17 protein-coding genes are annotated in these 12,998 nt (G+C 44.4%); 4 read left to right on the forward strand and 13 right to left on the reverse strand.

Going from position 1 to position 12,998, the window contains the following annotated elements; genetic code table 11:
- The 3 genes from comX to degQ all read right to left on the reverse strand — a co-directional run bounded on the left by comX (window position 1) and on the right by degQ (window position 1,389).
- Entirely contained in the window at window positions 1–174 is a 174-nt protein-coding gene (comX, locus tag MKX80_RS17435; RefSeq protein ID WP_234112224.1) for a competence pheromone ComX, read from the reverse strand.
- A gap of 3 nt (window positions 175–177) precedes the next feature.
- Window positions 178–1,059 (reverse strand): polyprenyl synthetase family protein, encoded by an 882-nt coding sequence (locus tag MKX80_RS17440; protein ID WP_268332708.1) that lies wholly within the window; start codon window positions 1,057–1,059, stop codon window positions 178–180.
- Between the two features lie 189 nt (window positions 1,060–1,248).
- Window positions 1,249–1,389 carry a degradation enzyme regulation protein DegQ gene (degQ, locus tag MKX80_RS17445; RefSeq protein WP_003184860.1) on the reverse strand — a complete coding sequence of 47 codons (141 nt, stop codon included), beginning with the start codon at window positions 1,387–1,389 and terminating at the stop codon, window positions 1,249–1,251.
- Between the two features lie 485 nt (window positions 1,390–1,874).
- Here degQ and MKX80_RS17450 point away from each other — a divergent pair, with 485 nt between their 5' ends.
- The gene (locus tag MKX80_RS17450) at window positions 1,875–2,222 is read left to right on the forward strand and encodes a hypothetical protein (protein ID WP_268343102.1); all 348 of its coding nucleotides are present in this window, start codon (window positions 1,875–1,877) and stop codon (window positions 2,220–2,222) included.
- A gap of 41 nt (window positions 2,223–2,263) precedes the next feature.
- Here the strand turns inward: MKX80_RS17450 and MKX80_RS17455 are convergent, their stop codons facing one another.
- The 7 genes from MKX80_RS17455 to MKX80_RS17485 form a co-directional block, all read right to left on the reverse strand.
- On the reverse strand, window positions 2,264–3,484 hold the full coding sequence (locus MKX80_RS17455; RefSeq protein WP_182070139.1) for an HDOD domain-containing protein: 1,221 nt from the start codon (window positions 3,482–3,484) through the stop codon (window positions 2,264–2,266).
- Window positions 3,485–3,663: 179 nt separating this feature from the next.
- A complete protein-coding gene (locus MKX80_RS17460) occupies window positions 3,664–5,133 on the reverse strand; it encodes a nicotinate phosphoribosyltransferase (RefSeq protein ID WP_154999184.1) in 1,470 nt (489 codons plus the stop codon).
- Window positions 5,134–5,150: 17 nt separating this feature from the next.
- Complete coding sequence (locus tag MKX80_RS17465; RefSeq protein ID WP_154999183.1) at window positions 5,151–5,702, reverse strand: isochorismatase family cysteine hydrolase; 552 nt, start codon at window positions 5,700–5,702, stop codon at window positions 5,151–5,153.
- A 182-nt stretch (window positions 5,703–5,884) separates the two neighbouring features.
- Window positions 5,885–6,286, reverse strand: coding sequence for a YueI family protein (locus MKX80_RS17470; protein ID WP_025809741.1), 402 nt, complete (start codon window positions 6,284–6,286; stop codon window positions 5,885–5,887).
- 95 nt (window positions 6,287–6,381) lie between these two features.
- Window positions 6,382–6,630 carry a YueH family protein gene (locus MKX80_RS17475; RefSeq protein ID WP_234112227.1) on the reverse strand — a complete coding sequence of 83 codons (249 nt, stop codon included), beginning with the start codon at window positions 6,628–6,630 and terminating at the stop codon, window positions 6,382–6,384.
- A gap of 73 nt (window positions 6,631–6,703) precedes the next feature.
- Window positions 6,704–6,925, reverse strand: coding sequence for a spore germination protein (locus tag MKX80_RS17480; protein ID WP_154999180.1), 222 nt, complete (start codon window positions 6,923–6,925; stop codon window positions 6,704–6,706).
- A gap of 56 nt (window positions 6,926–6,981) precedes the next feature.
- Entirely contained in the window at window positions 6,982–8,091 is a 1,110-nt protein-coding gene (locus tag MKX80_RS17485; protein WP_216929550.1) for an AI-2E family transporter, read from the reverse strand.
- A gap of 188 nt (window positions 8,092–8,279) precedes the next feature.
- Between MKX80_RS17485 and MKX80_RS17490 the strand changes: the two genes are divergently transcribed.
- The 3 genes from MKX80_RS17490 to MKX80_RS17500 all read left to right on the forward strand — a co-directional run bounded on the left by MKX80_RS17490 (window position 8,280) and on the right by MKX80_RS17500 (window position 11,391).
- Complete coding sequence (locus tag MKX80_RS17490; protein ID WP_268343088.1) at window positions 8,280–8,714, forward strand: Rrf2 family transcriptional regulator; 435 nt, start codon at window positions 8,280–8,282, stop codon at window positions 8,712–8,714.
- A gap of 170 nt (window positions 8,715–8,884) precedes the next feature.
- Window positions 8,885–9,781 (forward strand): prolyl oligopeptidase family serine peptidase, encoded by an 897-nt coding sequence (locus MKX80_RS17495; RefSeq protein ID WP_003184882.1) that lies wholly within the window; start codon window positions 8,885–8,887, stop codon window positions 9,779–9,781.
- Window positions 9,782–9,927: 146 nt separating this feature from the next.
- Window positions 9,928–11,391: a hypothetical protein gene (locus MKX80_RS17500; protein WP_268343090.1), complete on the forward strand. Its 1,464-nt coding sequence runs from the start codon at window positions 9,928–9,930 to the stop codon at window positions 11,389–11,391.
- On the opposite strand, the gene MKX80_RS17505 is transcribed toward MKX80_RS17500, so the two are convergent.
- The 3 genes from MKX80_RS17505 to MKX80_RS17515 form a co-directional block, all read right to left on the reverse strand.
- Entirely contained in the window at window positions 11,388–11,918 is a 531-nt protein-coding gene (locus MKX80_RS17505; protein WP_154999175.1) for an HD domain-containing protein, read from the reverse strand. The two genes, MKX80_RS17500 and MKX80_RS17505, sit on opposite strands and share 4 nt — an antisense overlap.
- Before the next feature lie 157 nt (window positions 11,919–12,075).
- Complete coding sequence (locus MKX80_RS17510; RefSeq protein ID WP_154999174.1) at window positions 12,076–12,807, reverse strand: (S)-benzoin forming benzil reductase; 732 nt, start codon at window positions 12,805–12,807, stop codon at window positions 12,076–12,078.
- A 13-nt stretch (window positions 12,808–12,820) separates the two neighbouring features.
- Window positions 12,821–12,988 carry a hypothetical protein gene (locus MKX80_RS17515; RefSeq protein ID WP_182070133.1) on the reverse strand — a complete coding sequence of 56 codons (168 nt, stop codon included), beginning with the start codon at window positions 12,986–12,988 and terminating at the stop codon, window positions 12,821–12,823.
- Window positions 12,989–12,998: the final 10 nt, after the last annotated feature.

The following is a 12,998-nucleotide window of genomic DNA, read 5'->3' on the forward strand; positions in this document are numbered from 1 at the left end:
TTAAAAACTTCTCCAAAAAGGAACTGGCCTTCCAATTGATGAATCTAATAATTTAAATCCATCAATAATACTTTCTAATTGATCTATATCCAATCCTAATAAACAGGCATTCCCATTAATAACCTGTTCTAAAACCTCCGGATGTTGAACTAAAAAATTTACTATCTCCTGCACATTCTAGTACTCCTTCCCAAACATCTTCAATACAATCGAAGTCAAATTCTGTTTTTTCAGCTCCCCCAACTCCAATTCAGCGATTCCCTTTTTAAATTTCTGAATAGCGAGCTGATTCATAACATACATATACTGAGTGACGCCTGCCGCTTTCAATTTCTCTTTATAGCATTTTATTTCTTTATCGGCAATTTTATCCTCAGTTTCAAATGTTTTTAACAAATCAATCGACGGCTGGTTAAATTTTCTTGACAAATATAAGTACGCAAGTGTCCGCTTTTTCTTGGCGATATCGCTTTTTGAATCATAAAAAAGTGCTTTATAATCATTTTCGATTTGTGAAGCAATGCCCAACTGGTAGGCGTACTTTTCAACCGCCGGGTCAAATTTACCCGTGGCAAGCATCGCTCCCAGCACGCATGGCAAAGCCGTCAGCGCCCCGGATTTACGCTTGATCATCTCAAGGCACTCTTCTTCAGTGGCAGGCCGGTTGCTGAGATCGTCATGCTGTCCCTGCATCGATTGAAGTATATATTCCATCAGTTTTTCAAAAAACACCGGTTCTTTCGACACCGAACTGATCACTTTAATGCTTATTGTATAAAGCGCAGTCGCCGCATTCATTGCGACTGAACGGTTTATTTTCATCCAAGGTTCATCGGGGCTGTCTTCATCCTCTAAATCATCGAATATATCAAACGCAAGAATCAAGAGCTCTATGCCCGCTCCAAGGGTTTCCGCTGCATCAGTGTCCGTGCCGCCGAAACTTTGGTAATGATAAAAAGCAAGCTCGCTGAAATGCAACTGGTCCTTTGCATCTAGAAAAGCGTGCAGCGTCCGATTTAAGTCCGGGTTGGGAATCTCAATGTCTATAAAATGATTCATTCTTTGCTTGATTTTACTGTGATCTAGACAAAAAAGCTTAGAGATGGTGCTCCCTCCTTTCTTATTATTTTACTAAATCAAATTCCCGATTGACAGAGCAATTTTTTTATTTAACAATTATATAATAATTTATCCTTTTTTTGGATTCGTTTACACACAAAAAAAAAGACTTGTCTGAAACAAGTCTTTTTACGAGGTTTTTAGATATGTGTACTTATCGTATTGATCAATGCTTTTGTTAATCTTGCGCAAGGAGTCCTTTGTTTCTCTGATTTCATTCTCTAGCCGCCAAAGCAGTTGTTTTAATTCTTCAATTTGTTGCTTTTCCACCGGTTCCACACTCCTTTTGGAAGATCAATCAATTTGTGTATAGTGAACGAGTCATAGGTATTTGATCTGTTAATACAAGTTTAAAGGGATTGGGTCTCTTTTTCACCGAAAAGTTGCATATAAATTCATGCGTTACACCGCAAACTTTAAATAGACCATAACACCCATTTTACACGACTTGCAATTAGTTCTCAAATCCTAATGAAACATAAAATTTTTGTTTGTTTTTTAAGAAGTCAAATAAAGATCGCTTATAAATCCCTTTAACATCACAAGTTCAGTTATTTTTTGTTCGTTTTGCAACCTTGAGTCTAAAGTAATAACTAGCCGAGAATAGAAAAACTTGAGTGTTCACGGAACGCAGATCGGGTATGCACCACCGAAAATCACGCAATAGACCGACACGCATTTCGGCCCTTAAAAAAAACCATCCCTTCGCCTTACACCGCAAAAAACGCAATTTGACCCGTAAAAATCGGAAAGAGGTGTTCATATTGCTTCCTCCTTATTGCTTTTGGATGCATCCATACCAACATGTCCGCTGCCGGCAGGTCTATCCCGGAGTTGAAGCCAGTCCCTTTTCGCGTTCGGCAAAAGAAGCAGAGGGCTTGATGGCTGACGGACAGAGAATTTTAAGCCGGCTTTCAGCTTCGCGTGCTTTGGCTCACCAAATCATGACGGCTGCCCAAAGCAACCAAAAAAATACCGTGCTTGCCCTGCTCAGGCAAACCGGCGTCCGCAGCCAGCTTGATGCCTCTTTTGATCCCGACGGCATCCGCATCATACTCATCAGCCCCCGCAGCAGAATATTTCTGTTATTGCGTTGGTCTTAGCACAAAAAAATTCCGGCCCCTAAAAAAGGAGCCGGAATTTTTTATAAAAGCTTTTGACACCAATCAACGGCTTCAAGATAGCATTGATACGCTTCATCTTTTGTTAAGCCTTCTGTTTCTGGTGTGTTGTCTTCCCATTCGTTTCGTTCGATTGATTTTGCAAGCCGCAAGATTTTTCGGTAATCGTTTTCTTTGCCGAGCAGCGCCTGGCCTACTTCGTCCGTCAGCGGCAGTTCGCTGATGACTTCTGTTAGTTCTTTGTGCAGCAATGTATCGATAAATGAAAACATACCTGTCAGCATATAAGAAGCCGGCTGAGGGCGGTTCGTTTTTTTCGCAAGCAATTCGCAAAGCTTCGCACGGATCAGCGAAATCTTGACGACTTCGTTCTTGCTGGAGTTTTGCTTTTTCGTTAAATCCTTAAATGAGAGGATGAAAATCCACCTCTTGATTTCTTTAAATCCGAGAAGCACGATAGCCTGGCGGATGCTTTTAATCTTTTGGATCGGCCGGTTGGCTGGAGAATTCAACAGCTTCAGCAGCTGGTAAGAAAGCGACAAATCGCGTTCTATAATATTTGTGACGTTCTCAATATCAGGCTGATCTTCGCTTAATTCATGCAGCAGCTCATAATAAGCATGGAAATGATATGTAATGTCCTGACCGTCAATCACAACGGGCTCGCTGAAGAAATAGCCTTGAAACAGATGAAATCCGTCTTTTGCAGCCTGCTCATAATCTTTTCGCGTCTCCACTTTTTCAGCGAGGAACGTCAGGCGGTGGTTCCGGCATGATCGTAGGATGCTCTGTCTTTCCTGCCGCGTCGTTTTGAAAAAATCGATCTTCAAAATATCAATGGATGCCAAAAGCTGATGGAGCAAGTCCCTTTCCACGCGATGCTTTAAACAAAAATCATCAAGGGCAATCGTGTAGCCGAGGCTTTTCAAATGCCTGCACCTTTCGATAAGCTCAGGGGTGATCGGCACATCTTCAAGGATTTCTACAACGAGCTGGTCCGGGTCAAAATACGTCGGAAGCCCTGATGTCAAAAGACCTTCGGTAAAATTCACGTAATACCTTTTGCCTTCTGTCAATTTGTCGATTCCAATGTTTAAAAAGCTGTTAATCATTAATTCTGTTGTCGCTTGATCACCGTCAATACCGGAAAAAAAGTTTTTCTCGCTTTCCCTGTATAAAAGCTCGTATGCGACAACTTGTTCTTTTCTGTTGAATATTGGCTGTCTGGCAACGAATACCCTCATTCTTCTTCCCCCTAGCGACTGAGGTGCCTTCGCTTTTAAGTATATCAAATAAATGAGCAAATCCCGGCTGCTATAAAAAAATTCACCCAAATATTGAACTTAATATTGAAAAACAGATAATCCCCGAAGAAATTATCTGTTTCAATCCCCAGTTATGTTAAAAACTATCGTTTACAGAGTCAACTTTGATCCAGACCTTTTTTCGCCTTGATTTTCGCTTCGTGAATTTGCTGCATCTTGTTGTTCCAGCAAGCTTCGCTTAAATCGACAGGATATTCTTCGGGCTTGCTGATCCGCTTGTACTCTTCCCACAGCAAACTAAGATTTTCTCGAACATACCGCTTAATATCCTGAATGCTCGGATTCTCATAAACAAGCTCGCCTTTTTCAAAGATCGGCTGGTGAAGATCTTTTGCATCAAAATTCGTCACAAACTTGCTGATAAACGTATGAACGGGGTGAAACATCTTCAGCCGCTCCTGTTCATTGACCTTCTCATAGTCCAAAGCGATATAATCACCTTCCGAATGATGGTTCAGCTGATTGATGATTCTGTACACCTTTTTCAAGCCTGGGGTCGTCACTTTTTCCGGATTCGAAGAGATTTTAATCGTGTCTGCCATCTTTCCGTCTTCTTCGATGGAAACGAGTTTGTAAACCGCGCCGAGAGCCGGCTGATCATAAGCGGTAATCAGCTTTGTGCCCACGCCCCAGACGTCGATTTTTGCTCCCTGGGCTTTCAGATTCATAATCGTATACTCATCAAGATCGCTTGATGCGACGACTTTTGTATCTGTAAATCCGGCTTCATCCAGCATGGCTCTCGCTTTCTTCGACAAATAGGCAAGGTCTCCGCTGTCCAGGCGGATTCCCGAAAATTCAATTTGATCACCGAATTCCTTCGCTACTTTGATTGCATTTGGAATGCCGGAACGCACCGTATCATATGTATCGACCAAAAAGACACATTTTTTATGAGTTTCCGCATATTTTTTAAATGCCGTGTATTCATCACGATAGGCTTGGACAAGCGCATGGGCGTGCGTACCTGATACTGGAATGTCAAACCGCTTGCCGGCGCGGACATTGCTTGTCGCGTCGAACCCGCCGATAATCGCGGCCCTTGCTCCCCACATCGCCGCGTCCATTTCATGCGCGCGCCTTGTTCCAAATTCGAGCGCCGTCTCTTCTCCGATCACACTTTTGATTCTCGCTGCTTTTGTCGCAATCAATGTTTGGTAATTCACAATGTTGAGCAGAGCCGTCTCAATGAGCTGCGCTTCAGCCAAAGGCGCTTCGATCCTCATGATCGGTTCGTTGCCAAACACGATTTCGCCTTCCTGCATGGAATAAAGCGAACCGGTGAATCTCATATCTTTTAAAAAGCTGAGAAAGTCATCTTTGAAGCCCAGCTCTTCTTTTAAATAAACTAAATCGCTTTCAGTAAATCTGAAATCCCGCAAAAATTCAATCGCTTTTTCAAGACCGGCAAAAACGGCAAAACCGCTGTCAAAAGGGAGCTTTCTGAAGAACAGTTCAAATACGGCTTTCTTTTGATCAATGCCGTCGCGCCAATACGTTTCCGCCATATTAATTTGATATAGGTCTGTGTGTAGTGCTAGACTGTCGTCTGTAAAACGGTGTTCCAACCTTCATTTCTCCTTCCTCAATCTGACACTGAGGCTCCCAGGGTGTTTGCAAAATGAGAAAGAGCCCAGTCGTGTCCGTCCGGGTTAAAGCTAGCCACTGCGTTTTGATGAATGACAAGATTAAACCCTTTATTATAAGCATCTACTGCGGTATGGAGCACGCATATATCTGTGCATACGCCAACGAGGTGCAGTTCTTTTATATCCCTTTCACGAAGCTTCAGCTCGAGGTTTGTCCCGGCAAAAGCAGAGTACCTTGTTTTTTCCATGTAATATATATTCTGATCATGTTCGTGTTTTCGATAAAGCGCTTCAAGCTTTCCGTATAAATCCTGTCCTGATGTACCTTTTATATTGTGTGGAGGAAACAAACGGGTTTCCGGATGACGCGTATCGCCGGTCTCGTGTGAATCGACTGCAAATACGATATAATCGCCGTTTTGAATAAACGTTTCCGCGAGACGCGTCACGGCATCTTCGATTTTCCGGCCCGGTTCTCCGCACGTCAGCTTTCCGTCAGCTGCGACAAAGTCATTCGTATAATCTATACATATAAGAGCTTTTTTCATTGCCGCCCTCCCCGCCTTTTGTATGATAGGTAACATTATAACTTATCTAAACGGACAAGTGAATGGCGAATCAATCGAATATGGCTGTCAAGCCGCGCCAGCAGCGGCTTTTTCTTTTTCAGAAAAAAACAAAAACCACGGGTTCGCACGCCCTGTGGAAGGCACGTACGAAAACCCGTGCCTCATCTCTTGTTTAAAACCGACTGCTCAAAGATATCGTCCTGAACATAAATCGATTCTTTCTCTACGGCCTCACGCGCCGCGAGAACAAGGCCAAGGGGAGTATCCGATTGCTGATCGGACACGATCGAAAAAGGGACGCCTTGTTTATTGGACTCCTTGATGTAAGGAGATAAATGTGAATAGTCGATTTCACCGTTCAGCAATAATGTCGCATCCGCTTTTGAGCCAAGCGCATCGATGACTTCGCGGTATGCCTGCGGACGCAAAACTTGTCCTTTCGTCAGTGCAATGATGACCCTTTCCCTCAGCGAGCCTAAAAACAGTCTGCGTTCATCCGGCTTCGTTTCGCGTGGTCCGTACATTCCCTGCTGTAAATATTGATCCATTGATTGGTCGCTCACGTCTTAGACCCTCCATTTTTATCCTGCTGGCAGCGTTTTTTTAAACTGCATTTTTTTATCAGTATGCCCATGAAAACAGCGGGCATGAGTCCGGGCTACATTTCGGTCACCCATTGTACGATCTTTTTGGACAGCTCCTCGGCCGCACCCGTTTCAGCCACTCTCGACAATGACCGGTCAAGCTTTTCGGCGAGTTCTGTTTTTTCTTCCTCATAGGAAATCAGCGCGCTCCACTCCAGTTGAGGCACAGCCACAAGTGTATGAAATTCCCTTTTATTTTCATGGAGGTAAACGTCTGTGATCATCTGATCCTTGTTCAAGATGTTTGCCTTCCTGATTTTCATCTTTGTCACCTGCCTTATCTATCTTTTTTCCCATTATACTATAAAAAAGAAACAGCCTCTTTAAAAGAGGCTGTCACATGTTCAATGACTGGGAACCGTCCATCACATCCGCATCTGTGAAGGACGTTTTATTGATATCGTTTTGAATCAAACCGTAGTCCCCTGTTTGAAATGCACCCGCTCCGCTTCCGGAAATATCCGTGCACTTCGGGGAAATCGCAAACACATCTCCAAAGAAGGCTGCGCTGTCATTAACGACTTGCCTGATAAAAATTGGTCCGACGATCGCCGGCATCTTCACACCTCCGCCATTCAATTTATTAGCATCATATGTGAAAATGGGCAAAACGTTCAGACTTCAGCATTTTCCGCCGTTTCTTTTTTATACCTTTGCCTTAAACGGACAAGGCGGACGATATTCAATGTAAAAGCCTTGAGCAGGGCATAAGCCGGAACGGCCAGGATCATGCCGAGAATGCCCCCGAAGCTTCCGGCGCCGATTAATAAAAGGATGATCGTCAGCGGATGCGTATTCAAGCGTCTGCCGATAATCAGCGGCGACAGCAGATTTCCGTCTGTCTGCTGAACGGCAACGACGATGATCAGCGCAATCAATGCTTTTGTCGGCGAGTCGAGAAATGCGATAATGACGGCCGGTGTCGCTCCAAGAAAAGGTCCGACATATGGAATAATATTCGTCACAGCAATGATCAAGCCGAGAATCAGCGCGTATTTCACACCGGCGATCCAAAAACCGATAAAGCACGCCGTTCCGACGAACAGACAAACGATAAGCTGTCCTTGAATGTAAGCCGCCAGCGTCTCGTACAAATCCTTGAAAATTTTCAGCCCTTCATTTTTGTACTTTTCAGGCAGGATCTTGACAGCCAGATTCGGAAAACGGTGGCCGTCCTTCAGCATATAAAACAGGATGAACGGCACGGTAACAGCCGTGAGCGCAATGTTGGTCACAACACCGAATACAGAAGACAGGCTCCCTGTAATATTCTCAGGCAGGCTCGTCAAATATTCGCCGATTGAGCTTTCGATTTTTGCAACCGATACGAAGTCCTGATTCATCATCCAGGTGAACCACTGCGAATTCGACATTTGCTTAATGAAAATCTGGATCTGTTTCACATAGGACGGGATGCTGTTAAACAGATCGGTAACCTGCTTTGTAAACACAGGACCGACAGCTGACAACACAAATCCGATGAATGCCACAAACACCAAATAGATCAGCAGAATGGACAGCGTTCTCGGCAGTTTTTTCTCAAGAAACCGCACGATCGGATTGAATATAAAATACAAGATTCCTGCAATTAAAATCGGAGTAAATAAAGTCGATGCAAATACAATGATCGGTTCGAACAGAAAAGACACTTTTGTCGACACATAAATAATAAGAAGAACCAATAAAATTTGCAGCGTCCAAAAATGGGTTTTTGATTTTAACAAGCTTTGTTTCCTCCCGGCTTTTTTCATTAATCTAAAAACTACTATTCACACTAACGTCTGTCAACTGTTTTCCTTCCATTCATACGAAAAAGCTTTGACAGGGTTTCATATTTCAGCGCCTTTTGAATAAAAAAGATTGACAGCTCCCCCTGTTGTAATTATCATGATTACAACAGGAGGGTGGTTTGATGAAGATCAGCAGCAGATTTACGATAGCCGTACATATGTTATCCTTGATGCACGTCCGAAGCGACCATTTGACATCAGAGCAAATCGCAGACAGCGTCAATACCAATCCGGTCATCATCCGCCAAATCAGCAGATTGCTGAAAAAAGCGGGCTTGATTGAAGTAAAGCGCGGCACAGGCGGAGCGCACTTATTATGGGATGCCGGCGCCATTTCTTTGTATGATGTCTATAAAGCCGTCGAAGTTGTCGGTGAAGGCGAACTGTTTCACACTCACGAAAACCCCAATCCTGATTGCTGGGTTGGCGCGAATATCCACCAGGTTCTTGAGCTTATTTTATTAAAAGCGCAAACAGCCATGGAGAATATACTCAAAGAAATGTCTATAAAGGAATTGACTGATCTGATCATCCAAAAAAAGAATGCTTCTCAGTGAGGCATGATTATTTCAACTCGTTGTAATAACTATACTTACAACAAACGTCTGGCACTGTGTTTTTTTCACCTCGTTGTAATATTATTCATTACAACGGAATAAAAGGAGGTGGTTCCATGTGATCAACACAGGCAAATTCGGATTTCCATCACATTAAGGGAGGACTTAACATGACGAATCATATAAAAGAAATCAACTGGGAGCAAAACACCAACTCTTACATTCAGCTCATACCGAATATTGAGTACACAAAAGTGGAAGACACTTCTTTGACATTACATTTGCTGGTTTACCGCAATCCAATGGATGCGTTATTTAACAGGAAAGGCAATCAGGAAACATACCCGCTGATCATTTATTTGCAAGGGTGCGGATGGGGCTGGACAAAACAGGATACATCCGCCTTTATCCCCCAACTGGTTCCATTTGTCGAGCAAGGATATGTCGTGGCAAGCGTTCAATACAGAGGCAGCGGAGAGGCGGTGTTTCCGGCTCAGCTTCATGATGTGAAAACAGCAGTCCGCTTTTTAAAAGCAAATGCCGCCCGCTATAACATCGATCCTGATAGAGTCGGAGTCTGGGGGGATTCTTCAGGCGGCCATTTGGCTCTTTTGCTTGGATTGACCGAAGGAATTGAAGAATTTGAAGGCCCGGACGAATACCGTCATGTATCGAGCAAAGTCGATGCGGTTGCGGACTGGTTCGGTCCGGTCGACCTTCTGTCCATGAGCAAGTATCCGTCCATCTTCGATCATGATTCACCCAATTCACCGGAATCCAAGCTGATCGGCGGAGCTGTTCAAGAAAACAGAGTACAGGCGAAACAAGCGAGTCCGATAAGCTATGTTCACAGGGAAGCGCCTCCCATTCTGATTATGCACGGGGATCAGGACGATGTCGTCCCTTATCAACAAAGCGTCCAATTGTTTGAAGCCTTAATAAAAGAAGGCCATGATGCCCTTATGTATAAAATAAACGGGGCCGGACATAACGGTTTTACCCAGGCTCATACCCTGGACATCGTCAAATCGTTCTTCCGCAAACATTTAAAGCCTGGAAAAGCCTAAACATTGAAGGCCGGATATCCGGCCTATCAGTGTATATTCCTCTCTTTTATGAATATTTTCTAAATTTTTTTCAGTATATCGGTATAAAGTTCACCTTCAGAAAATAAGATGAAAACGCTTACAAATAAACCATGAGGTGAACAACGATGAAAAAACTGGTGCTGCTCGTGCTTGTTTTGCTGCTCGTGTATCCGCATGTATCGAAAGCGGGAGGATTTAAAGGAGGAGGAGGCGATCCGGGCTACTGGTTCGTGGGAGACCCTGTTGAACATCCCGATCCCGCAAAACCGCCGATTGTATTTGTCCATGGATTAAACGGCTCTTCAAGCGCGTGGGTTGACGAAAATGACATGGCTGAACAGGCGTGGAAAAACGGATATAATGCGGCTTTTATCGATCTCCACCCCGATAAAGACATGCAGGATAACGGAGCGATGCTGGCCGCCAAACTGCGCGAAATCTACCAGCATTTCGGCCGCAAGGTCATTCTCGTTTCCTACAGCAAAGGCGGAATTGACAGTCAGTCGGCGCTGATTCATCACAACGCATACCATTATGTCGAGCGCGTGATTACGCTCGGAACCCCTCATCACGGCTCACAGCTGGCAGACCTTGCCTACAGCAGCTGGGCAGGATGGCTCGCCGATATTTTAGGCCAGAAAAATGACGCCGTTTATTCACTCCAGACAGGGTTTATGAAATCGTTCCGCGACCAGACCGACAATCATCCCAATCGATCGAAAACTAAATATTTCACCCTGGCAGGCAATAAGATCGGCGGGTTCGGCAGCGTTTTGTTTTTTGGGGGCGTTTATTTAAACATGTTTGGCGAAAATGACGGAGCCGTCACCGAAAAAAATGCGAGACTCCCTTACGCCACAAACCTGGATACAGGAAAGTGGGACCACTTCTCGATTATTAAAGGAAACCTCACGTTTCCTGTATTTATGCCTTTATTGACGGTTCAGGCATATGCAAATGAAACTGCGTCCATCAAAGAAAACTTATCGTACCCTTTCATCAGAGGGGGAGAAAATCATGGATTGAGAGAAGAGGAGTTTGCCGTTGAAAAAGGCGTCAAGGAAATAACCGTTCACTGGCTGAGCAATCATTCCTCGGGAAATATCAAATTGACAGATCCACGCGGCAAGCCGGTCAAAGATTTTTCAATGGCAAAGACGGCGGATGTTTTTGAAGGGGGATTCGTCCATTCCGCTGCCATCAAAAATCCCGCAGCAGGCACATGGAAGATCGCATCATCCGTCAAACAAAAAGAGGCGTTTTTGTTCATTGTGACGTTCGATTCTCCTTTGAACCAGCAAATTAAAAACGCGGGCACCAGAGAAACGTCAAACCTTGCGAATGTTAAGGCGTCAGTCCGCTCGATCCGCTACGAAAACGGAAAACAAGCCGAGAAAAAGTCGCTGAAACCTGCTTCCATCAATGCGCTGCAAAACAGCCTGTCATTCAAAAAAGCGGGCATGTATTCGGTGACGATCGACCTTTCAGGAAAAACGGCAGACAACTCGCCGTTTAACAGGACGATCATCCGCTCTATTTATGTAAATGACAAAGGGGAGAAGTTTGAAAACAGCCCTTTGTCCGATTAAACCGTTCTTTTCATGGGAGATAAGGATTCATCGACCATGCGGTCAAGCTTCCTGACTTTCTCAAGCGCCAGCTTATAGTCGATTTTGCGGTAATGGTGGTTTCCGCCCGGCTCTTCGTCCAGCTCATCCGCTTTCTTGACGATTTGCTGCAGCTTGTTTTTATCAAGGTCCCCTTCTGGCAAATAGGAATCCGTATGAAGCAAAATCGCCAAAGCAATCTCTTTTGCCGCTTTCCGATCTTCGCCTAGGCGGATCAGAAGCTTGTGGGCGCGCTCGGCTCCCTTTATCGCGTGAATGTCATTTTGCTTGTATTTTTCATAATCCCATTCTCCGTCGGTATACCATTCATAATGACCGATATCGTGCAGCAAAGCCGCTTTTGTCGCAATATCGGGATCTACTCCAGCTCGAACCGCCAGGCGGTATGCGTGGTAAGCGCAGGCTACGGCATGAGCAACACCGGAACGTGTTAAATATTTTTGTGCGATTGGATGGGTGAATACATCCACTAATGTTACGTTTCTCATGTAAACCCCTCCTTTATATATTTTTAGAATCCTAACATATTTTCATGCAAATCTCAATTGATCTGACACATCATTTTCAAAATTCCGCTATATGAGCTGGCGCAATGATAAAATAAAAACAAGCACAATCGATTTGATGTGCTTGTTTTTTTATTTTTCACAAAAACTCTTTAATATCATACACTCTGCCGTTTTCAAAGTCGGTCTCAAGCAGGTCGAGCAGAACGCCGGCCACATAAGGCGTGCTTCTCAGCTTTCCTTCTGTTTGATAGGTTTTGAATCGTTCAATTGCATGAAAGTCTTTTTTCGATGATGAACGGATAACCTCTTGCATGCCGGTATCCATGATCCCCGGTGAGAAAGAAATCATCTTCACCGGATCAGACTCATCTTCCTGTTCAAAGCCGAATGTTTTCGTGAACATATCGAGCCCCGCTTTTGAACTGCAGTAGGCGCTCCATCCTTTATAAGGGTTTTTGGCCGCCCCTGATGATATATTGACAATCGATTTTTTGCCTTTGTATGGCTTGAGCCATTTGGTAAACAGCTGGCTGAGAATCACCGGCGCTAACAAATTCAAGTCATAATGCAGCCTCAGTTCTTCCAGTCCAGCTTCACCGGCGCGCTTGATCGGCGTCACCATTCCCGCATTGTTGATCAAGGTGATCGAATCAAAATCGCGGGCTTGGACAGATTCTGTGAATTGCCGAAACCACTTTTCTGTTTCGGCGAGCTGTGTTAGATCGGCCTCATGCTGGATCAGCCTGTCATGACTGATATCAGACTTGGTCCTTGAGACAGCATGAACAATATGGCCTTTTTGCAAAAGCCCTTCGGAAATCGCGGCGCCAAGCCCTTTTGACGCTCCGGTAACAATGGATAAATGCATACGGCGTCCCTCCTTATCCATTATTGTACTGATTCATCAGCCCGCTTCTCAAGTGCAGCGGTTTTCCGTGACCGCTTCCGCCAGAAACACCCCATTTGAAATCACCGGCAAGACAGCCGAATAAACGACAATCCAAAAGCCGTCTACACGGCAGCACCTTATAGAACCTCGGACTTTTCATTGCTGAGCGC

Source organism: Bacillus sp. FSL K6-0972 (genome assembly GCF_037976035.1).
Classification (GTDB): Bacteria; Bacillota; Bacilli; order Bacillales; family Bacillaceae; genus Bacillus; species Bacillus haynesii.